The following is a 20,981-nucleotide window of genomic DNA, read 5'->3' as shown; positions in this document are numbered from 1 at the left end:
GACGCCGCCGGCTCCGCCCGCTCCGGCGCCCGCCGCGCCCGCCCCTGCGCCGGCTGCGGCCGCGCCCACAGCCGGCAAGCCGACCATGGCGATCAACGCGCCGAAAAACGTCTCGCATCTCGACTGCGACATCACGCGAACCGAGTACCCGATGCTGTCGCGGCGCCGCGGCGAAACCGGCACAGCGGTCGTGCAGTTCGTCGTCGGCGTGACGGGCCGGATCGAGAACATCGCGCTGAAGAAAAGCAGCGGCTTCGACCGTCTGGACCAGGCTGCGCTCGACGCCGTGCGCAGCAGCAGCTGTCGTCCGTACATGGAAAACGGCGAGGCGATCCGCGCGACGACTTCCGTGCCCTACGTCTTCAACCTGAGCGACTGAGCGCGGCGCGGCACACTCATCTACAACAAGGAATGGCAATGCAGAACTACGGTATCGCGCACGTGTGGGCGCAAGGGGATTTCGTGACGCGCGGCATCGCGCTCGCGCTGATGATCATGTCGGTGCTGTCGTGGAGCGTGATCGTGATCAAGAGCTGGAACGTCGTGCGCCTGAAGCGCCTGACGAAGGACGCCGAACGCTCGTTCTGGCATTCGGACGATTTCGGCGACGGCGTGAAGAAGCTCGGCGGCGGTCGCTCGACGCCGCAGGACAACCCGTTCCTCGCGCTCGCGCTGTCGGGCCAGGAAGCCGCCGATCACCATCATCAGACGCAGCCGCATCTGCACGACCGGATGGACGTGTCGGACTGGATCACGCGCTGCCTGAAGGACACGATGGATGACAGCGTCGCGCGCATGCAGGGCGGCCTCGCAGTGCTCGCGTCGATCGGCAGCACGGCGCCGTTCGTCGGCCTGTTCGGCACCGTGTGGGGCATCTATCACGCGCTGCTGTCGATCGGCGCGAGCGGCCAGAGCTCGATCGACGCCGTGGCCGGTCCGGTCGGCGAAGCGCTGATCATGACGGCGTTCGGCCTGTTCGTCGCGATTCCGGCAGTGCTCGGCTATAACGCGCTGACCCGCGCGAACCGCGCGATCGTCACGAAGCTGAACCGCTTCGCGCACGGCCTGCACGCGTTCTTCGTGACGGGCTCGAAGCTCTCGTCGGCGAAGGGCAACGGCCTGCGCCTCGCCGCGCAGAACCACTGAACGTCCGTCACCCACGAGGTATCGCAATGGCGATGAGCCCCTTTGCCGCCGACGAAGACGACGGCCTGATGAACGAAATCAACATGACGCCGCTCGTCGACGTCATGCTAGTACTCCTGATCGTTTTCATGGTGACGATTCCGGTGATCCGGCACGCGGTCAAGATCGACCTGCCGCACGCGAGCAGCCAGAAGGAAGACACGAAGCCCGCGCAGGTCAGCGTGTCGATCAAGGCCGACGGCACCGTGCTGTGGGACGACCAGCCGGTCGGCGACGACGCGCTGCGCGAGAAAATTTCCGCGGCGGCGCAGCAGACGCCGCAACCCGAACTGCATCTGAACGCGGACCGCAAGGTGGAATACGAAAAGGTCGCGCAGGTAATGTCGGATGCGCAGGCGGGCGGTCTGACGAAGATCGGCTTCGTGACTCAACCCGGCTCGCAACCCGCTACGCATTGATCGGATGAAGTGCGCCGGCATGGTACGGCGCACAGAATATCCCCTGTTTCATGGGACAAAAAGCCAAAAAGTAAAAGGCCCTCATCGTCAGATGAAGGCCTTTTGTGATGCGCACGCGGCGCCTTCGGGCGGCGAGTTCCTTAACCAGTGGAGTGGCGCGGGAACATCGCATGCGACAGCCGTGGTCGACACGGACAGCGCGTTCAGCCCTATCCGGCTCGCTATGATAGCGGCCTTGGATTTCCGGCAGGAGCGCTCCACGCCGGAAGGGATTTCAATATAGGCCTTCGGGCCACGTCGACGCAAGACATCGGCCATTGAAAGTACCGATTGCCGACGACGCTTAAATGCCAAAAGCGATTCAGTACGAGTTTTGCAGACGTTTTATCGTCGACCCGTTCTGCATGCGTGACGCTGCACGTCACGACACAACGCAAAGAAACGGCGACGTCTGCAGCGTAGCGACTGCTCACTGCGACACCGCGACCGCCCGCTTCTGCTGCGACGCTTCACCCGACGTAGGGTGTTCCGGACATTCACGCTCGACGAACTTGCCGATCTCGGGATCGAGCATCTCGACCAGATAATCGACGAACGCGCGCACGGCCGGCACCATCCCCTGCCGCGACACGAACACCGCATAGAGCTGCGGCGTGGGCAGCGTCCAGCCGGGCATCACCGGCGACAGGCGCCCCGAGCGCAGCGCGGCGCCATACATCATCTCCGGCAGCGCGGCGATGCCGATGCCTGCCATCACGTGCTCGGTGATCATCATCAGGTCGGCGGAGACGAGCCGCGGGTCGTGTTCGTGCACGTGGCGCGTGCCGTCGGGCGCGATCAGGCTGTATGCGTGGCGGCCGTCGGTGGTCGGCGTATCCAGCGTTTCGAACTGCGCGAGGTCCGCCGGTTGCAGCGGCGGCGCATTCTGGCTCAGGAGGCTCGGCGCGCCGACCAGCATCTGCTGGGTGCGCCACAGCGGCCGCACGACGATGTTCGCGTTCGCGGGCGGCTCGGAGCGGACCCGCAGCGCGACGTCGATCGAATCTTCGAACAGGTCGACGACACGATTCGTCACGCGCATCACCAGCTTCACTTCGGGGTAGCGATGCATGAAGTCCGGCAGGATGCGCGACAGAATGGTCTGCGAAATCGTCACCGGCACGCTGACGCGCACGGTGCCGCGCGGCGACGAGCGCAGCTGCTGCACGACGTTCACCGCAGCCTGCGCTTCGGACAGCATGGCCTGACAGTGCTGGTAGAACAGCTGGCCGGCCTCGGTCAGCGCGAGCTTGCGCGTGGAGCGCTGCAGCAGGCGCACGCCGAGCGACGCCTCCAGTTCGGTCAGCCGCCGCGACAGCCGCGACTTCGAAATGCCGAGCACCCGTTCCGCGGCCGAAAATCCGCCGTGTTCAACGACCTGCGAGAAGTACATCAGATCGTTCAGGTTGTGCGAGTCGATCTTCATGTCATCGTTCCATCGGCAGAACAATCCATTGCATTGGGGCGGCTGGAACCCGCAAAAGTGGTCCCTATAATAGCTTCATGTTTCAAAAATAACGCTATTCCCCATTTTTCCGGAGTGATTTCGATGAGCCCGACCCGTACCCTGGAGCGCACGATTCCCGCGGTCCGTACTGTCGAGGGCGGCGGCTTCGTCGTCCATCGGCCGTTCCCTACGCGCCTCCTGATGGACTTCGACCCGTTCCTGCTGCTCGACGAGATGGGCCCGGTCGACTACTCGCCCGGCGAGGCGGTCGGCGCGCCCGACCATCCGCATCGCGGCTTCGAGACGGTCACCTACATGCTGGAAGGCCAGTTCGGCCACAAGGATTCGGCCGGGCACGCGGGTACGCTGCGTCCGGGCGACGTGCAATGGATGACGGCCGGCGCGGGCGTCGTGCACAGCGAGATGCCGGACCCGGAATTCGCGAAATCCGGCGGCCGCGTGCATGGTCTGCAGCTGTGGGTCAATCTGCCGAGCCGCGACAAGATGATCGCGCCGCGCTACCAGGAAATGCCGTCCGCGGAGATTCCGGTCGCGACGTCCGAAGACGGCAAGGTGCGCGTCAAGGTGATCGCCGGCGAGGCGCTCGGCGTGCACGCGAAGATCCAGACGCACACGCCGATCCTGTACCAGCATTTCACGCTGCAGCCGGGCGCGCGCATCGTGCATCCGGTGCCGCGCGACTATCGCGTGTTCGCGTACGCGCTGGCCGGCACGGGGCACTACGGCGACGAGCGCGAGGCGATCGGCGCGCAGCGGATGGTCGTGTTCAACGACGACGGCGACACGGTCACGCTCGAAGCCGGCGACGAGCCGCTCGACGTGCTGCTGTTCGGCGGCGTACCGCTGAAGGAACCGGTGGTGCGCTACGGTCCGTTCGTGATGAACACGGAAGCGGAGATCCGCCAGGCGGTGGTCGACTATCAGGCCGGGCGGATGGGCGAGATCCAGCACTGAGCCCAGCCTCCCCCGCTCGATAGAGCACGACGAAGCGCGCGGTGCGCGGCCCGACGGCCGCTGCCGTGCGCTTCTGCGTTTCTTCGCCACGCGTGCACCCACCGCGCGTGGCGACAAATTCGTTCACAATAGGCCTGCACACGAACAAACAGGAGCCCCCATGGCCGAAGGCAAGGTCACAGCACACATCGGTTCGACCAACTATCAGGTGATTCTCGACGACGGCCGGCACGCGTGGATTGCCGACGAACCGGAATCCGCGGGCGGACGCAATCGCGGCCCGGACCCGGTGGACATGGTGCTCGCGAGCCTTGGCGCCTGTACGTCGATCACGCTGAAGATGTACGCGCAGCGCAAAGGCTGGCCGCTGCACGACGTGCGCGTGTCGCTGTCGATCGAGAAGAACGACGGCGGCTCGACGATCGACCGCCGGATCGTGCTGGAGGGCGACCTGTCCGACGAGCAGCGCGAACGGCTGCTGCAGATCGCGAACGCGTGCCCGGTGCACAACCTGCTCGCGAATGCGACACCGGTACGAACGGGGCTCGTGGCCGCGGTGTGAGAATTGCGTGCGTTGAATAGCCATCCCGCCATCGCGTTGCGCGAAGGCAAGTCATACCCCATCGAAAGCGTTTTGAAGAGGAAGCTGTCGCCTTGAATTTCGAACATCTGATCCAGATCAACGACCCGCTGAATCCGTTCGTCGACGCGATGACGCGCGAACAGCTGTGGGAAGGTCTCGTGCTGCGCGCGGAGCAGCCGCAGCTGTTTGTGATCGGCCTCGACAGCTGCACGATCGTGTCGCGTACCGACAGCACGCTCGAGCGCGAGCTGCACTACGGCCAGGCGACCGTGCACGATCGCGTCACGCTCACCCCGAACGACAGCGTGCGCTACGACATCCTCGCCACCGCGGCGCACGTAGGCGGCTCGCTGACGATGACAATCGAGCAGCCCGACACGCAGCAGCTGTTCCTGCGCTTCCAGTACACGACGACGCTGCCCGACGCGGACAACGAAGACGCGCGCCAGACCCAGGAGATCGTGAAGTCGGCATACCGCGAAGCCGACATCGATACCGTGCGGCTGATCCGCCAGTACGTGCTGTCGTCGCAGTCCCCCGACCAGTTGCACTGACCCCCGCCCTGCCATCGGCGCGACGCGGCTCACGACATCACACCGAGCCACACCGCGTCGTGCCGATGCGCGCCAGCTTACTTTCCGCTATCGAAATCCAGATCCAATCGGTTTTCCGAACTTGCAAATAGGAACGATTATCATTTAGAATCATTTCCATCGAATGAACAACAAACGGTGGCTCGCATGACCGAATACACGCGCCCTTCCACGCTGAAGCTGAGCCGCTCATCGTCCGGCAGCGCGCTGACCACGCGTCCGCGCAGCAGTAACGGCGACGCGTCCGCTTCGCACACTACGCCGCGCACGAACGCCGGCAGCCAGGACGAGAGCGCCACGGCCACGCGCACCGTTCGCAGCGACACGCTGTTGCAGGGACGCAGCCATATCTCGATCGTCCACAACGGCGAGACCTATCAACTGCGCGCCACGCGTCTGGGCAAACTGATCCTGACGAAGTAACGCGCACACACCGGGTATTGTGGGGACCACCTCCTCGAGAGGTGTTAGGCAGTAGCCAGCCACGACGGCTTGCACGCGAGATCTAGACCCCTTCGTGCAGACAACCAAGCCAGCCGTCCGCAGCCAGCCAGGCCGCTTTTTTGGTTCTCACCGCGTAACACGCAGCGGCGCGACAGGCGCCCTGCGATCGGCTTTCGGTGCTCAATGATCAGCCAGCTTCCAGTGCCGCGATTCCCGCGCGCGCCACGGCTGCATCCTGCTCCGATTTCACGCCCGACACGCCGATCGAGCCGACCACCACGCCATCGATGACAATCGGCACGCCGCCCTCGACCATGCCGGTCAACGGTGCGCTCAGGAACGCGACGCGCCCCTGCTTGATCAGCTCTTCATACGCTTTGCTTTCGCGCCGGCCGAGCGCGGCGGTGCGGCCCTTGCCGATCGCCATCTCGACTGTGCCGGGCCCGGTGTCATCCATCCGGTGCAGATGGAGCAGATGGCCGCCATCGTCGAAGATCGCGACCGTCACGCGCCAGTGGTTCGCGACCGCGTGCGCCTGAGCCGCGGCCGCCATCGTCATCACGTCGTCTTCCGTCAATACGGGTTTGGTTTTCACGCTCGCCTCGCTGCGCAGATCGGACAGGATGCGCCGCGATCGCCGTTCAGTGCGCCGCCCAGCCCCAGAACATGAGCCACCAGGCGCTATCGACGACCGCAAGCGCAGCGAACAACCATACCATTGCCGCGGCGCGCGCGAAAATCCCCACCGGGTAGCGGCGCGCGACGAGCCAGCCGAGCCACGCGCTCCACGCGTTCGACGCGACGAGAATCGCGATGCGCACATCCGACGCCCACCACAGCGGCACGTGTTCCGCGCGCAGCAGCGACAGCGTGGTCGCCGACAGACCGAGAAACACGCCCGCGCCCGCCAGCGGAATCAGCGACTGCGTGAAATGATGCATGCGCCGCATCTCGAAGCGGCCGAGCATGCGCGTCGCGCCCATCATCAGGAGCAGCAGCGCGGTGCCATACGCGAGCCCCGTACCGACGATATAGCCGATCACCATCGTGCCGTCGAGCCACGAGAACACGTCGTTCTGCTCGGGATAGTGCGTGAACAGGAACCACGGTGCGTTGGTGTCGAGCGGCCACATGATGTTGTGGTCGATCAGCCAGGTCGCGAGGAACTGCTTCGCGTCGATGAACCACGGCGACGCGGTCCAGTGGAACGCGCCGATCGCGATGCCGAGCAGGCCGTAGAGAATCAGCGCCGTGTCCCAGACGCTCGCCTGCTTCGCGCCGAGCTCCACCACTTCGGTCGAAGGCACGCGCCACGTCAGCGCGATCGCATCGCGATGGTCGCTGCAGCGACCGCACATATGGCACGCAGCCGAGCCTTTCATGCTGCGCAACGGCAGGAGCGGCGCGCAGTTGATCGGAATCACGCGATGGCCGTGCTCGCCCTCTGTGTACGAGCGGCGCCACGCGTCTTCGTCGACCTTGAAATGGAATGGCGCGAGACGCGCCAGCAGCGAAAACACCCCGTTCACGGGGCACAGGTATTTGCACCAGACGCGCTTTTCGCGGCCATACAAGAGGCCGATCACGATCGCCGCGAAGGTCGAGCCGCCGAGCACCAGCAGCACCGCCTTCGGATACTGGTAGACGCTCACCATCTGCCCGTAGATCGTCGTGATGCCGAACGCGGCGAACGGCCAGCCGCCCCAGCGCATCCAGCGCGGAATTGCGCGGCCGCGCCCGTAGCGGCTCGCGAATTCGGCGAGCGCGCCTTCCGGACACAGCACGCCGCACCACACGCGGCCGAGCATCACCATCGACAGCAGCACGAACGGCCACCAGATGCCCCAGAACACGAACTGCGCGGCGAGCGTCAGGTTGTTCCACAGATGCGCGGTGTCGCCGGGCAGCGGCATGCACGCCGGCACGATAATCAGGAATGCGTACAGTGCGACGACGACCCACTGGATACCGCGAATCGCCGCGCCGTGGCGCTGCATCCACTGGCCGGCGGCCTTGAGCTTCGAAGGCCGCGTGGCTTGCGAGATGGCGACGTCCGTCATGCCGCTCGACGCGCCGCCTGCGCGGGCTGACGGCTCGCGCGGCGCACCAGCAGCCATACGACCGCCCAGTAAGCGGCGTACGCGATCAGGTTCATCAGCGCCGGATGCGCGCGGTAGCCCGTGAGCGTCGCGACGAGCGAACCGAACGTGCTGGAGTCGTCGAGGATCTTCGACGTGTCCCACAGCTGGTCGATGATAGTGGGCAGGATTTCCTTGTCGATCAGCTTGTCGACGCCCGTCTGGAACAGCCCCGCGCCGAGGAACAGCAGCATGATCTCTGTCACGCGGAAGAAGCTGCGCCACGAGAACACCTTGCCGCCCAGTTGCAGCAGGTAGAAGGTGGCGAACGCGAGCGCGAGGCCGAGCACGACGGCGAGGATCTGCGCGCCATCGACATGACCCGACTGGCCGAACCCGAGGCCATACAGGAAGATGACGGTCTCGCTGCCCTCGCGCGCGATCGCGAGCGCGACCAGCACCGCGATGCCCCACCAGTTCGCCTCGCGTGTGCTCTTTTCGAGCGACTGCTCCATCTCGCGCTTCAGCGTGCGGCCGTGCTGCTTCATCCACAGCACCATCTGCACGATCAGCACGCACGCGATCAGCACCATCGCGGTCTGGAAGTAGTCCTGCGCATCGCCCGACAATACTTCGGTGAAGCCGACCAGCGCGGCGCCCAGGCCGATCGCCGCGAGCACGCCGGCCGCGACGCCCGCCCACAGATACGGCAGGCCGCGCCGCGCGGCCGCGTCGCCGTTCTTCAGCCACGCGTACAGAATGCCGACGACGAGCAGCGCCTCGACACTTTCCCGCCACACGATGAACAACACCTGACCCATCGAATTTCTCCTGCTGCGCGCTGCACGCCGGCGCCCCGTTGCGGGCGCGGGCACCGCAACGCTTTTACTTCGCGACAATCACGCCCTGCGCCTGCTGGTGGAAATCGTCGAAGAACTTGTATTCGCCCGGCGACAGCGGCGCGATCACGACGAACGAATCGGCGCCCGGCGCGAGCACCTTTTCCTTGCGCAGCTGGACGCTCTCGAATTCGGCCGCGCCTTTGCCGCTATTGCTGACCTCGATCTTGATCCGCTTGCCCGCGGGCACTTCGATGCGGGCCGGCTTCAACGTGCCGTCCGCCATCTCGAGCTTGAAGGTCGGCAGATCTTCCGCATGCGCCGCGCCGACCGCGGCCGCGGTGAACGCCAGCACCGCCAGTTTCCGGTTGATTCTCATGCATCCTTCCTGAGGGGCGCCTGCGCGGATGACCGCGCGAGCGCCGGCCATCGATCAGTAACCGCCCTTCTTGCCGATGCCGGCGAAGGTGAAGTCATAGTCGAGCGTGAACGGCTTGAACCACGGGCCCACGCCGGTTTCCTTGTCGATATGGCGGCCAAATGCCATATGGCCCATCTGCATCGGCGGATCGATCTCGAGCTTCAGGTGATACTTGCCCGGGCCGAACAGCTTGACGTTGTCGCCGTAGTGCGGACCGTCGTTCGCGACCATCGGCATCAGATCGCCCTTCAGCGTCTGGCTCGAACCGACCTTCGACAGCTCGTAGTGCACCTGCAGATACGGCATCCAGTCGCCTTCCGCGAAGCCGGTCGGGTTGTTCTTCACCGCGTGGATGTCGGCCTCCAGGTGGACGTCCGAATCCGACGCCTTGCGCATCATGCCTTCGGGTTCCATCGTGATCGGCTGCAGATAGACCGCGCCGATTTCCATGCCGCCCTGGATCTGCTGCTTGCCGATCGGGTATTCGGCCGCGCCGGCGTGCATCGCGACTGCCGCCGCTGCCATGGCGACAGCGCCGCTCGCGAGAGAAGAAAAACGCATCAGAACTCCTTTGTTATCTGGACAGGACTTCGCTCAACCGCTTGGATCACTTGGGCCGTTCGCAATCGTAATGCGAACGATTCTCAATAATGAGCGAGTCTAGCATTCTTCAGCCAACAGAACAATTTCTTTCCTTCGTTTGCCCTGCCTCGATGAAAGAATTGACTGGCTTCCGCAAGGGTCGGATGCAGTTTGCGCGGAGTGAGTGCGGAGGGAAATGCGGCGTTCGGACGCGCCGCAGCTTTTTGCAGCGGCGGCGCTTTGGGTGGTTCGATGAGTCGGTCGGTTCGCGGACGGGTTTGCTTCGTCAGTCGGTACCGGTCAGATGATCGCCGACGTTCGCGCCGAACACGCGCTGTCGCAGCAACGCAAGCTGGTCGCGGGCCTGTGCGGCCTTTTCGAATTCGAGATTCTTCGCGTGCTCCATCATCTGCTTCTCGAGCCGCTTGATCTCCTTCGACAGCTGCTTCTCGGACATGTCCTCGAATTTTGCGCGCGTCTGCGCTTCCTTCAGCTCGGCGCGCGCTTCGTCGACGTTGTACACGCCGTCGATGATGTCCTTGATGCGCTTCACCACGCCGCGCGGCACGATGCCCTTCTCCTCGTTGTACGCGATCTGCTTCGCGCGGCGCCGCTCGGTTTCGCCGATCGCGCGCTTCATCGAGTCGGTCATGTTGTCGCCGTACAGGATCGCCTTGCCGTTCACGTTGCGCGCCGCGCGGCCGATGGTCTGGATCAGCGAGCGCTCGGCGCGCAGGAAGCCTTCCTTGTCCGCGTCGAGAATCGCGACGAGCGACACCTCGGGAATGTCGAGCCCCTCGCGCAGCAGATTGATGCCGACCAGTACGTCGAAGGTGCCGAGCCGCAGGTCGCGGATGATCTCCACGCGTTCGACCGTATCGATATCGCTGTGCAGATAGCGCACCTTCACGCCGTGATCGGCGAGGAACTCGGTCAGTTGCTCGGCCATGCGCTTCGTCAGCACCGTGACCAGCACGCGTTCGCCCGCCGCGACGCGCGCGTTGATCTCCGACAGCACGTCGTCCACCTGGCTGCGTGCCGGACGCACCTCGATCTCCGGATCGACGAGGCCGGTTGGCCGCACCACCTGCTCCGCGATCTGACCGGTGTGCTTCTGTTCGTAGTCGGCGGGCGTCGCGGACACGAAGATCGCCTGGCGCACCTTGCGCTCGAACTCGTTGAACTTGAGCGGCCGGTTGTCGAGCGCGGACGGCAGACGGAAGCCGTAATCGACGAGATTCTCTTTACGCGCGCGGTCGCCGTTGTACATCCCGTTCAGCTGGCCGATCAGCACGTGCGACTCGTCGAGCAGCATCAGCGCATCGGGCGGCAGGTAGTCGACGAGCGTTGGCGGCGGCTCGCCGGGCGCCGCGCCGGAAAAGTGCCGCGAGTAGTTCTCGATGCCCTTGCAGAAGCCGAGCTCCTGCAGCATCTCCAGATCGAAACGCGTGCGCTGCTCGAGCCGTTGCGCCTCGACGAGCTTGCCGCCGCTATAAAAGAACTCCAGCCGGTCGCGCAGCTCCGTCTTGATCGTTTCGACCGCGCGCATCACGGTCTCGCGCGGCGTCACGTAGTGCGACGACGGATACACGGTGAAGCGCGGAATCTTCTGCCGCACGCGTCCCGTCAGCGGATCGAACAGCTGAAGCGTCTCGATCTCATCGTCGAAAAGCTCGACACGCACCGCCATTTCCGCGTGTTCCGCCGGAAAGATATCGATCGTGTCGCCGCGAACGCGGAACGTGCCGCGCTGGAAATCCGCCTCGTTGCGCGTGTACTGCATCGCGATCAGCCGCGCGATCACGTCGCGCTGGCCGAGCTTCTCGCCGGTGCGCAGCATCAGGATCATCTGGTGGTATTCGGACGGATTGCCGATACCGTAGATCGCCGACACGGTGGCGACGATCACGACATCGCGCCGCTCCATCAGGCTCTTCGTCGCGGACAGCCGCATCTGCTCGATATGCTCGTTGATCGACGAGTCTTTCTCGATGAACAGGTCGCGCTGCGGCACGTACGCTTCCGGCTGGTAGTAGTCGTAGTACGACACGAAGTACTCGACCGCATTGCGCGGAAAGAACTCGCGGAACTCCGAGTACAGCTGCGCGGCGAGCGTCTTGTTCGGCGCGAACACGATGGCCGGGCGGCCGAGCCGCGCGATCGTGTTGGCCATCGTGAAGGTCTTGCCCGAGCCCGTGACGCCGAGGAGCGTCTGGAACGACAGGCCATCCTCCACGCCTTCGACGAGCGTCGCGATCGCCGTCGGCTGGTCGCCCGACGGCGGGAACGGCTGGTACAGCTGGAACGGCGAGCCTTCGAACGAGACGAACTTCGATTCGTCGAGGGCGTCGTCGACTTCGGTCAGATGGTGGTCGGACATGGAGCGGCATCCTGAGCCGGGAGCAAACGACCATTCTAGCGGTTTGCGCGCGGCCGTTCCGGAGCGGCCCCGTAGCGCAGGCGGCGAGCGAACGGCCCTGATGACTCCGGCGGAATTATTGGCGGAAAGTCTACAGATAGCGGCCGGTAGCACGAAATTCAACACAAGCGCGCGGGCTATCCGAAAACGGCCACTGGATTCGTTACAATGCCATGTTGCGTGCCGGCCATCGACGCCCGTTGCCGCTGGCAACCGCGGTTGTCTGGCGGTTGCATAGCAGTTCGCGCCCACGGAAAGTGCCTGCCGGCGCCGGCTTGCCGAAGAAGCCCACCTTCTTGCGGAAGCCCTCCTTCTTTTCACTACTGCCGAACCATCATGTCTCTTTTTTCCGCTGTCGAACTCGCGCCCCGGGACCCGATTCTCGGTCTGAACGAAGCCTTTAACGCCGATGCGCGCCCGACCAAGGTCAACCTCGGCGTTGGCGTGTACACCAACGAAGAAGGCAAGATTCCGCTGCTGCGCGCCGTGCGCGACGCCGAGAAGGCACGCATCGAGGCGGCGCTGCCGCGCGGCTATCTGCCGATCGAAGGGATTGCCGCATACGACGCCGCGGTGCAGGCGCTGCTGCTCGGCAACGATTCGCCGCTGATCGCGGCAGGCCGTGTGGTGACGGCGCAGGCGCTCGGCGGCACGGGCGCATTGAAAATCGGCGCGGACTTCCTGAAGCGTCTGAATCCGGCAAGCAAGGTGGCAATCAGCGATCCGAGCTGGGAAAACCACCGCGCGCTGTTCGAAAGCGCGGGCTTCGAAGTCGTGTCGTACCCGTACTACGACGCGGCTACGCATGGCGTGAACTTTGACGGCATGCTGTCGGCGCTGAACGGTTACGCAGCCGGCACGGTCGTCGTACTGCACGCGTGCTGCCATAACCCGACGGGCGTGGACCTGTCGGTCGAGCAGTGGAAGCAGATCGTCGAAGTCGTGAAGGCGCGCGGTCTCGTGCCGTTCCTCGACATCGCGTATCAGGGTTTCGGCGACGGTATCGATGCGGACGCTGCGGCCGTGCGCCTCTTCGCCGCTTCGGAACTGAACGTGTTCGTGTCGTCGTCGTTCTCGAAGTCGTTCTCGCTGTACGGCGAACGCGTGGGCGCGCTGTCGGTGATCACCGGCAGCAAGGACGAAACGGCGCGCGTGCTGTCGCAACTGAAGCGCGTGATCCGCACGAACTATTCGAACCCGCCGACGCACGGCGGCTCCGTGGTCGCGGCTGTGCTCGGCTCGCCCGAACTGCGCGCCACGTGGGAAACCGAACTCGCCGGGATGCGCGACCGGATCCGTGCGATGCGCAACGGTCTCGTCGAGCGCCTGAAGGCCGCCGGCGTGGATCGCGACTTCAGCTTCGTGAACGCGCAACGCGGCATGTTCTCGTACTCGGGCCTCACGTCGCCGCAGGTGGACCGTCTGCGTGAGGAGTTCGGCATTTACGCGGTCGGCACCGGTCGTATCTGCGTCGCAGCGCTGAACACGCGCAACATCGACGTGGTCGCGAACGCGATCGCGCATGTGCTGAAGTGACGATGCGTTGCGCGTTGCCAGGCCTTTGACTGGTTGGCGACGTGAAAGAACAACGGCACGCCGTGTAGTACGGCGTGCCGTTTTTTATTGCCGCGCGGGTTTGTGCGGCTCAGCGCGGGTCTGCGTGGCTAGCCCGGCTTTCGCTCAGCGTATATCGCGATGGATATCGTGCGTGACGAACCCTGCGTCGTTGTCGGGCATCGCGAGCCAGCCGGGTTGCGCAAGCGATGCGCGCGTATCGGCAAGGCCGCTCTGCCAATGCTCGCGCATTGTCGACAGGCCGAACTGGAAGTCCTTGTAGTGCCCTTCGTATTCCTTGTTGCGGTAGATCAGGTGGATCACGTTGTAACGCCTCGAGCACGACATCTCTTCGGCGAGCTTGCACCATTCGTCGTCGCGATGCTCGGGCGCCACGCGCGACAGCACTTCCCGAAGTACGTGCCGGAAACGCTGCGAACGCTGCAGCGTGGTGGTGACCATCCGCGTACGGCTCGAATACTGGATGTCCTTGACTCGCCCCTGCACATCGGTGAGGTTGTCCGGCACCGGGCCCTGCGCGCTCCAGAGGTCGACCTGAAACGCGAGCGTGTCTTTGCGCGGCGTGGTCTGCACGACTTCGTAGAGCGGCGTATTGGACATCAGGCCGCCGTCCCAGTAAAACTCGCCATCGATTTCCACCGCGCCGAAGCCCGGTGGCAACGCCCCCGACGCCATGAAATGCTCTGGGCGCAGGCGGATCTTCGCGTTGTCGAAGTACGCGAAATTGCCGGTGCCGACGTTCACCGCGCCCACCGACACCCGCACCTCCTGCGAGTTGATCCGGTCGAAATCGCACAGCCGTTCCAGCGTGGCCTTGAGCGGACGCGTATCGTAGTAGCTCGCGGTTTGCGGTGAAGTGGACACCGTGGGTACCGGCGGCGGGAAACGCGGCACGAAGAAGCCGCGCTGGCCTTCGACCACCGCGCTCACCGCCTGCATCGCCGTGAACGCCTTGCGCACGCCGTTGGTGGAATTGAAGAACGCCTGCTCGACGAACGACGGAATGGGCGGCCCGTAAGCCGGCTGACAGATCGTTTCCCAGAACTCGAGCAGACGCGCAACGCGATGCTCGGGCGCGTTGCCGGCGATGATCGCCGTGTTCAGCGCACCGATCGAAATGCCCGCAAGCCAGTTCGGACGGATACCGGCCTCGTGCAGCGCCTGATAGACGCCTGCCTGATACGCGCCCAGCGCACCGCCGCCTTGCAGCGTGAGCGCGATGGTCTGGTAGTTCGGCACCGTGAGCTTTTCGGCCGGCCGCGCTTCGTCGACCACGCCCACGTCGCCCCCGCCCGAGTTGCCCCCGGCTTCGGCCCTTGCCTGCTTTGGATTGCGTTGCGCCATCGCGGCTCTCCTCGCCGTTACTGCATGTACCAGCCGTGGCTCACGATGAACGACTGGCCCGTGAGCGCCGCCGTCGGGAACGCCGACAGGAACAGCACGGTTTGCGCGACGTCTTCGACCGTGGTGAAAATGCCGTCTACCGTGCCGCCGAGCATCACGCGCTTCACGACTTCCTCTTCGCTGATACCGAGTTCCTTCGCCTGCTCGGGAATCTGCTTGTCGACGAGCGGCGTGCGCACGAAGCCCGGACACACCACATGCGAACGCACGTTGTGTTTCGCACCTTCCTTCGCGAGCACGCGCGCGAGGCCGAGCAGCGCGTGCTTCGCGGCGACATACGCCGACTTGAGCGGCGACGCTTCATGCGAATGCACCGAGCCCATGTAGATCACGACGCCGCCGCGATCGTCCTTGTACATGTGCTTCAGTGCCGCCTTCGTGGTGAGGAACGCGCCGTCGACGTGAATGGCCTGCATCTTCTTCCAGTCGGAGAACGCGTAGTTCTCGATCGGATTCACAATCTGGATGCCGGCGTTCGAGACGAGGATGTCGACCGAGCCGAATTCGGCCGCGACCTTGTCGATGCCCTGGTTGACGGCGTCTTCATTGGTCACGTCCATCGCGATGCCGATGGCCTTGCCGCCCCTGGCCTTGATCTCCTCGGCGACGGCGTTCGCGCCGTCCTGGTTCAGGTCGGCGATCGCGATCGCGGCGCCGGCTTCCGACAGCGTCAGCGCGATCTGCTTGCCGATGCCGCTCGCGGCACCCGTGACCACGGCAACCTTTCCTTCCAGCTTCGTATTGAGTGACGACATCGTGAACCTCCGTGCAGTTGATGGCGAAATGACATCATGAGCCGCGAACGATGACAACTGGCCGGATGGCATAGGCCGTTCGGACGATTGCTGCACCGCGGGCGATCTCGCTATTGTGCATGAAGCGATGGCACGGTCGTGTCAAAGACGGCGCAGCGCATTCAGATTAAGCTATGCGATTGCGCTCAACACCTTCGCAAGGAGAGATGCATGAACTACCGAAGACTCGGCCGGTCGGGCCTGCAGGTCAGCGAGCTGTCGATCGGCTCCTGGGTCACGTATGGCAATCAGGTCGACACCCATGTCGCGCGCGAATCGCTTGCGGCCGCACGCGACGCCGGCGTCAACTTCTTCGACAACGCCGAGGTGTATGCGGGCGGCAAGTCCGAGGAAATCATGGGCCACGCGTTGAAAGAGCTCGCGTGGCCGCGCATCAGCTACGTCGTGTCGACGAAGTTCTTCTGGGGGCTGCGTGAAGCCCCGAACCAGTACCACACGCTCAACCGCAAATACCTGATGAACGCGATCGACGGCTCGCTGAAACGCCTGCAGCTCGATTACGTCGATCTCGTGTTCTGCCATCGTCCGGACCCGAACACGCCGGTCGAGGAAACCGTGTGGGCGATGAGCGACATGATCACGCGCGGCAAGGCGCTCTACTGGGGCACGTCGGAATGGAGCGCGGATGAAATCCGCGCGGCTTACGAAATCGCCGAGCGCCATCATCTGCACAAGCCCGTGATGGAGCAGCCGCAGTACAACCTGTTCCACCGCAAGCGCGTGGAAGAGGAGTACAAGCGCCTCTACGAGGACATCGGGCTCGGGCTGACTACATGGAGCCCGCTCGCGTCGGGGCTTCTGACCGGCAAATACCGCAGCGGCGTGCCGGCGGACAGTCGCGCGCAATTGCAAGGCTACGACTGGCTGCGCACGGCGCTCACCGACACGGGGAAGAACACGATCGTCGGCAAGCTCGGTGAAATCGCCGATGAGCTCGGTTGCACGGTGGGACAACTCGCCATCGGCTGGATTCTGAAGAACCCGAACGTCAGCACGGTGATCACGGGTGCTTCGCGTGTCGAGCAGATCGCGGAAAACATGAAGTCCCGCGAGGTGGCCGAGAAGATTACGCCGGAGATCAAGCAACGCATCGAGGACGTGATCGGCGACGCGTATCAGTAAGCGTCGGCCCGTCGCGTACAATACGCGACCCTGCCCGCTTGCATGAATGTCGACCCGCGGCGCCCGGCGCGCTGCGGGCGTGGTTCATCAGCTGCTTGATGTGTGGGCGGCCGCTGCGTGTTTCCGTTCGTCTCTTTCTGTCTGCCTCCGTTATGCTGAGTTATCGCCACGCCTTCCACGCCGGCAACCATGCCGATGTCCTCAAGCACACGGTGGTGGTGCAGTTGCTGCGCTATCTGAACCAGAAAGACAAGCCGTACTGGTACATCGATACGCATGCAGGCGCCGGCGCTTACTCGCTGAAAGAAGGCTACGCGACCAAGACGGCCGAGTTCGAGACGGGAATCGCGAAGCTCTGGAAACGGACTGACTTGCCGTCGGCGGTGTCGGATTACGTCGACGAGGTCGCGGCACTCAATGCGGACGGTGAATTGCACTTCTATCCGGGCTCGCCGTATCTCGCGTGGCGACTGCTGCGCACGCAGGACAGGCTGCGGCTCTTCGAACTGCATAGCACCGAAATCGAAGTGCTGCGTCACAACTTTCGCGACGCGGGCCGCCGGGCCATGCTGTATGACGGGGACGGTTTCAACGGCGTCAAGGCGCTGCTGCCCCCGGCGACGCGGCGTGCGCTGATGCTGGTCGATCCGTCGTTCGAAGACAAACGCGATTACGCGAGCACGCTGACCTGTATCGAGGCAAGCTTGCAGCGCTTCGCGACTGGCATGTACGCGATCTGGTATCCGCAGGTCGCGCGACCGGAGTCGCAGCGCTTCCCCGAACAGCTCAAGCGGCTACAGGAGCGAAACTGGCTACACGTGGCGCTGACCGTCAGCCGCCCTCCCGAGGACGGATTCGGTTTGTTCGGGAGCGGCATGTTCATCATCAACCCGCCCTACACGCTCGCAGCGACGATGAAGGAAACGTTGCCCTGGCTCGTCAAGACGCTTGGCGTGGATGAAACCGCACAGTTCCGGATCGAATACCGCGGCGATTGACGCGAGTGTTGCGGGGAGGCTCTGCTTCTCTTGCAGTCACTGACCCTGCTGCGTCGCCGCCGGGCTCTGCGTTTGCTGGGCACGGACGGCCTGTGCGTGTCTGCTGGAACTGCTCGAGCGAGATCCTCCCGAACCCGGCACCTCGATGTAGGGCGACACGATGATAGGCGGCGACGCGTTCGATGGCTGACCGCCCAGCGTCGGAAGAGACTGCGCCTGGACCATCGGCGCGCGCGAGAGCGGCGCGGTTTGAAGCACAGTGCCGCTTTGCCCGTCGCTAATGCCGGTACGCGTGTCCAATACGAGCGGCTGACCGCCGTCAGCAAATGCGGGCACGCTGCAAACAACCAGTGTCCACGCCAATACCACCCGACGAAATATCGACGGACGGCCAGGGCAAACTGGATTCATGACACCCCCGCGCGTTGATGAACCGGTCAGAGCTTTTTCTGGCGATCACTTTACCTCACCCTCGCGGCAAAGTTCATACATTCGCGAACGCGCGGCAGGTTCCGGACCGGTCACGTAAACGACAAAGCCCCGCCAATGCGGGGCTTGAGCGTGCTGCACGGCCTGCGACCTTGCCGCCGACCGCAGGAACGATTACAGCGAGTAGCCGTTCTTTTCGAGCGAACGGATGCGCTGCTCGAGTTGGACGATGTCCGCCGACGACGCCAGATAGGCCTCACGGCGATCGCGTTCGGCCGTTTCAAACCAGATGCTCAGCTTTTCAAGAAGGTACGCAAACATGATGTTCTCCAAGGATCAGTCGTGAATCCCCGGTGGATTCGACATCAGGGATTTCCCGTAAAAGGGTTAACCCTGATTATAGCGATCGCACGTGCGCTTTCCAGTGAAATGCACGACTGATGTGCATTCCGTTTTGGAATGGTGCGGCAATTCTGGCGCGATAATTTACTGATTTATAAGGTCATTTTGTTGGAATCTTGCAAGCTTGGGCGTGATGCCATGAAGGATGAGCACCATTGCGGTGCTTTCACGTCAATCCTGGCTTAGTCTCCTGGTCGCAGGTTGTACCTCACCCAATTATTTTGAGTTGCACCCTTCCTGATGAGCGCTACCCGGGTCCGGGTCCGCGAGCCCTTCGAGAATCGGGCATTCCGGACGCGAATCGCCGTGGCAATGATCCGCGAGGTGAGCCAGCGTGTCGCGCATGCTGGTCAACTCGGCAATGCGGCGATTCAGCTCAGCCACGTGCTCCAGCGCAATGGACTTGACCTCTGCACTGGCTCGTGAGCGATCCTGCCAGAGCGCGAGTAGCTTGCGGATATCGTCGACAAGGAAGCCAAGGCGCCTCGCCTGCCGGATGAAGCGCAGCGAATGCACCTCGTCGGCGCCATAAATCCGGTAGCCGGCCATCGTACGAGCTTTGGGAGTCAGCAGACCCACGCTTTCGTAGTAGCGAATCATCTTTGCCGTGACACCCGACTCGCGGGCTGCGTCGCCGATGTTCATAGTCATTCCTTTCGATGAGCACCGATTGATGCTACACCTTCCTACGATGGGAAGGTCATCTGTCCGCTGTGTCGAGGCAGCGAACGCGGGAGGCTGTTAGCATTCCATTGACTGTCATGGGAGAAGCAATGTCTATTGAGTTTCAGGTCGAGGGAATGAGCTGCCAGCATTGTGTGAGCAGCGTCACCCAGGCGATCAGGCAGCAGGACGCGAATGCATCGGTTGATGTGAGCCTTGTCGCCGGCACGATCAAGGTCGAGTCGCCCATTGCGGCGGATGTGCTGAAAGCGGCCATCGATGACGCTGGCTACAAGGTCGTCGGCGCGCGCGTCGACCATCCGGGTTGAGCGAGTCAGCCATGTTCAAGGTCGCCGTTATCGGGGGATCGGGGCTGCTGGGGCGCGCGATTGTCCAAGAGCTCAACGCGCAGTCAGGCTGGGCGGTCAGCGCAACGGCCTTCCGTCGTGCGTGGCCAGGTTTGACGGCGCTCGACATCCGCGATAGCAAGTCCGTTGATCGTTTCATCGACGACACGCGGCCGGACGCGATCGTTATCGCCGCGGCGGAACGTCGGCCGGACATCTGCGAGCATGAACCGTTGGTCGCGCGTGCATTGAACGTGGACGCGGTGCGCGCCATCGCCAATGCAGCTCGGCGCTGTGGAGCGTGGACGCTTTCCATATCGACGGACTATGTATTCGATGGATCGCGTCCGCCGTATCTCCCCGCGGATCCCCCACATCCCATCAACGCGTACGGAACCAGCAAACTCGAAGGCGAGCGAGCATTGATGGAAGCTTCGACGTCTTCCTGCGTACTCAGATTACCTTTGTTGTACGGGCCGATCGTCGACTGGCAGGAGTCGGCCGTGACGAGCCTCGTTCCCGCGATCGCGGCGTCGGCTTCCGGCTTGCCGGATGGCAAGACTGCCGTGATGGATGCATGGGCCACCCGATATCCAACCTACACGCCCGATGTTGCGGTGCTGATCCGGCAGTTGCTCGAGCGGCGACTACAGGGTGTCCCGGTCTGCGGTGTCACGCACTGGTCTGGCGACGAACCGATGACCAAGTACGACATCGCGCTGAGCATCGCTTCAGCGCTCGGCATTCAGGCGCGCATTTCACCGCAACACCACCCCACCGACGCAACGCCTCGCCCTCGTGACTGTCATCTCGACTCAAGCACACTGGATGCGATGGGGCTAGGTCAGCGTACTTCGTTCGCCGTGGCGATCAAGAAAACACTCGACGCGTTCCCATGGCAAGGGAGCGCAGGTCTCGACGGCGGTTGAGTTTCGAAGTCGGGGTATTCGAAGCCGCTGTCTAGCACGTTGTTCGAGCTTTCGCTGGTGCAGACGCGTCAGTTCGGCCTCCTGGCCGGCTGGCGCGTTCTGTTTTGTGCGGGAGGAGCGGTGCGGCTGTCGAGGACGTCGCGCGGGCGTCCGGTTGGGCGCGTGACGTTTTCCGGGGCCGTAAACGGCAGAACCCCACCGGTGTGGGTGGGGTTCTGTTGCTGCGAGGGAGCCTGACGATTACCTACTTTCACACGGGCAATCCGCACTATC

General features: G+C 63.8%; 23 protein-coding genes. 12 read left to right on the top strand and 11 right to left on the bottom strand.

Annotated features, from left to right (window positions below; all coding sequences use genetic code 11):
* From DVS29_RS35400 to DVS29_RS35390, 3 genes are all read left to right on the top strand, one after another.
* Positions 1-379, top strand: a 379-nt coding sequence (locus DVS29_RS35400) for an energy transducer TonB (protein ID WP_164708068.1), incomplete at its 5' end; no start/stop codon positions are given.
* Between the two features lie 38 nt (positions 380-417).
* A complete protein-coding gene (locus DVS29_RS35395; protein WP_118185778.1) occupies positions 418-1,146 on the top strand; it encodes a MotA/TolQ/ExbB proton channel family protein in 729 nt (242 codons plus the stop codon).
* A 26-nt stretch (positions 1,147-1,172) separates the two neighbouring features.
* Positions 1,173-1,604 carry an ExbD/TolR family protein gene (locus tag DVS29_RS35390; RefSeq protein ID WP_118185776.1) on the top strand — a complete coding sequence of 144 codons (432 nt, stop codon included), beginning with the start codon at positions 1,173-1,175 and terminating at the stop codon, positions 1,602-1,604.
* A gap of 469 nt (positions 1,605-2,073) precedes the next feature.
* Here DVS29_RS35390 and DVS29_RS35385 read toward each other — a convergent pair whose 3' ends face one another.
* Positions 2,074-3,069, bottom strand: a complete 996-nt coding sequence (locus tag DVS29_RS35385; protein WP_118185774.1) for a LysR family transcriptional regulator — start codon at positions 3,067-3,069, stop codon at positions 2,074-2,076.
* Between the two features lie 123 nt (positions 3,070-3,192).
* On the opposite strand from DVS29_RS35385, the gene DVS29_RS35380 reads away from it, so the two are divergent.
* From DVS29_RS35380 to hemP, 4 genes are all read left to right on the top strand, one after another.
* Positions 3,193-4,065: a pirin family protein gene (locus DVS29_RS35380; RefSeq protein WP_118185772.1), complete on the top strand. Its 873-nt coding sequence runs from the start codon at positions 3,193-3,195 to the stop codon at positions 4,063-4,065.
* Between the two features lie 160 nt (positions 4,066-4,225).
* Complete coding sequence (locus tag DVS29_RS35375) at positions 4,226-4,627, top strand: OsmC family protein (RefSeq protein ID WP_118185770.1); 402 nt, start codon at positions 4,226-4,228, stop codon at positions 4,625-4,627.
* A gap of 92 nt (positions 4,628-4,719) precedes the next feature.
* Complete coding sequence (locus DVS29_RS35370; RefSeq protein WP_118185768.1) at positions 4,720-5,202, top strand: SRPBCC family protein; 483 nt, start codon at positions 4,720-4,722, stop codon at positions 5,200-5,202.
* A 186-nt stretch (positions 5,203-5,388) separates the two neighbouring features.
* Positions 5,389-5,664 (top strand): hemin uptake protein HemP, encoded by a 276-nt coding sequence (hemP, locus tag DVS29_RS35365; RefSeq protein WP_118185766.1) that lies wholly within the window; start codon positions 5,389-5,391, stop codon positions 5,662-5,664.
* A 208-nt stretch (positions 5,665-5,872) separates the two neighbouring features.
* On the opposite strand, the gene DVS29_RS35360 is transcribed toward hemP, so the two are convergent.
* The 6 genes from DVS29_RS35360 to uvrB form a co-directional block, all read right to left on the bottom strand.
* Positions 5,873-6,280 (bottom strand): GlcG/HbpS family heme-binding protein, encoded by a 408-nt coding sequence (locus DVS29_RS35360; protein WP_118185764.1) that lies wholly within the window; start codon positions 6,278-6,280, stop codon positions 5,873-5,875.
* Positions 6,281-6,326: 46 nt separating this feature from the next.
* On the bottom strand, positions 6,327-7,745 hold the full coding sequence (locus tag DVS29_RS35355) for a 4Fe-4S binding protein (protein WP_118185786.1): 1,419 nt from the start codon (positions 7,743-7,745) through the stop codon (positions 6,327-6,329).
* Positions 7,742-8,584: an FTR1 family iron permease gene (locus tag DVS29_RS35350; protein ID WP_118185762.1), complete on the bottom strand. Its 843-nt coding sequence runs from the start codon at positions 8,582-8,584 to the stop codon at positions 7,742-7,744. Before DVS29_RS35350 ends, DVS29_RS35355 begins: the two co-directional genes overlap by 4 nt.
* Before the next feature lie 64 nt (positions 8,585-8,648).
* The gene (locus DVS29_RS35345; RefSeq protein WP_118185760.1) at positions 8,649-8,981 is read right to left on the bottom strand and encodes a cupredoxin domain-containing protein; all 333 of its coding nucleotides are present in this window, start codon (positions 8,979-8,981) and stop codon (positions 8,649-8,651) included.
* 54 nt (positions 8,982-9,035) lie between these two features.
* Positions 9,036-9,584, bottom strand: a complete 549-nt coding sequence (locus DVS29_RS35340) for an iron transporter (RefSeq protein ID WP_118185759.1) — start codon at positions 9,582-9,584, stop codon at positions 9,036-9,038.
* 307 nt (positions 9,585-9,891) lie between these two features.
* Positions 9,892-11,985, bottom strand: coding sequence for an excinuclease ABC subunit UvrB (uvrB, locus tag DVS29_RS35335; RefSeq protein ID WP_118185757.1), 2,094 nt, complete (start codon positions 11,983-11,985; stop codon positions 9,892-9,894).
* 375 nt (positions 11,986-12,360) lie between these two features.
* On the opposite strand from uvrB, the gene DVS29_RS35330 reads away from it, so the two are divergent.
* Positions 12,361-13,560, top strand: a complete 1,200-nt coding sequence (locus DVS29_RS35330) for an amino acid aminotransferase (RefSeq protein WP_118185755.1) — start codon at positions 12,361-12,363, stop codon at positions 13,558-13,560.
* A gap of 144 nt (positions 13,561-13,704) precedes the next feature.
* On the opposite strand, the gene DVS29_RS35325 is transcribed toward DVS29_RS35330, so the two are convergent.
* Both DVS29_RS35325 and DVS29_RS35320 read right to left on the bottom strand, forming a co-directional pair.
* Entirely contained in the window at positions 13,705-14,943 is a 1,239-nt protein-coding gene (locus tag DVS29_RS35325; RefSeq protein WP_118185753.1) for a patatin-like phospholipase family protein, read from the bottom strand.
* Between the two features lie 17 nt (positions 14,944-14,960).
* Positions 14,961-15,758 carry a 3-hydroxybutyrate dehydrogenase gene (locus tag DVS29_RS35320; RefSeq protein WP_118185750.1) on the bottom strand — a complete coding sequence of 266 codons (798 nt, stop codon included), beginning with the start codon at positions 15,756-15,758 and terminating at the stop codon, positions 14,961-14,963.
* A 210-nt stretch (positions 15,759-15,968) separates the two neighbouring features.
* Here DVS29_RS35320 and DVS29_RS35315 point away from each other — a divergent pair, with 210 nt between their 5' ends.
* Both DVS29_RS35315 and DVS29_RS35310 read left to right on the top strand, forming a co-directional pair.
* The gene (locus tag DVS29_RS35315; RefSeq protein WP_118185748.1) at positions 15,969-16,940 is read left to right on the top strand and encodes a potassium channel beta subunit family protein; all 972 of its coding nucleotides are present in this window, start codon (positions 15,969-15,971) and stop codon (positions 16,938-16,940) included.
* 152 nt (positions 16,941-17,092) lie between these two features.
* Positions 17,093-17,938 (top strand): 23S rRNA (adenine(2030)-N(6))-methyltransferase RlmJ, encoded by an 846-nt coding sequence (locus DVS29_RS35310; protein ID WP_118185746.1) that lies wholly within the window; start codon positions 17,093-17,095, stop codon positions 17,936-17,938.
* 603 nt (positions 17,939-18,541) lie between these two features.
* On the opposite strand, the gene DVS29_RS35300 is transcribed toward DVS29_RS35310, so the two are convergent.
* Together DVS29_RS35300 and cueR are read right to left on the bottom strand one after the other, a co-directional pair.
* Entirely contained in the window at positions 18,542-18,688 is a 147-nt protein-coding gene (locus tag DVS29_RS35300) for a DUF3563 family protein (RefSeq protein ID WP_118185784.1), read from the bottom strand.
* 297 nt (positions 18,689-18,985) lie between these two features.
* Entirely contained in the window at positions 18,986-19,414 is a 429-nt protein-coding gene (gene cueR / locus DVS29_RS35295; protein ID WP_118185782.1) for a Cu(I)-responsive transcriptional regulator, read from the bottom strand.
* A gap of 128 nt (positions 19,415-19,542) precedes the next feature.
* On the opposite strand from cueR, the gene DVS29_RS35290 reads away from it, so the two are divergent.
* Together DVS29_RS35290 and DVS29_RS35285 are read left to right on the top strand one after the other, a co-directional pair.
* The gene (locus DVS29_RS35290) at positions 19,543-19,761 is read left to right on the top strand and encodes a heavy-metal-associated domain-containing protein (protein ID WP_118185780.1); all 219 of its coding nucleotides are present in this window, start codon (positions 19,543-19,545) and stop codon (positions 19,759-19,761) included.
* Between the two features lie 11 nt (positions 19,762-19,772).
* Positions 19,773-20,708 carry a dTDP-4-dehydrorhamnose reductase family protein gene (locus DVS29_RS35285; RefSeq protein ID WP_118185744.1) on the top strand — a complete coding sequence of 312 codons (936 nt, stop codon included), beginning with the start codon at positions 19,773-19,775 and terminating at the stop codon, positions 20,706-20,708.
* Positions 20,709-20,981: the final 273 nt, after the last annotated feature.

Origin of the sequence: Paraburkholderia phosphatilytica (assembly GCF_003443895.1) — a bacterium.
GTDB lineage: Bacteria > Pseudomonadota > Gammaproteobacteria > Burkholderiales > Burkholderiaceae > Paraburkholderia > Paraburkholderia phosphatilytica.
Note: the sequence above shows the minus strand (reverse complement) of the source record. Positions and strands in the feature narration are given on the sequence as shown.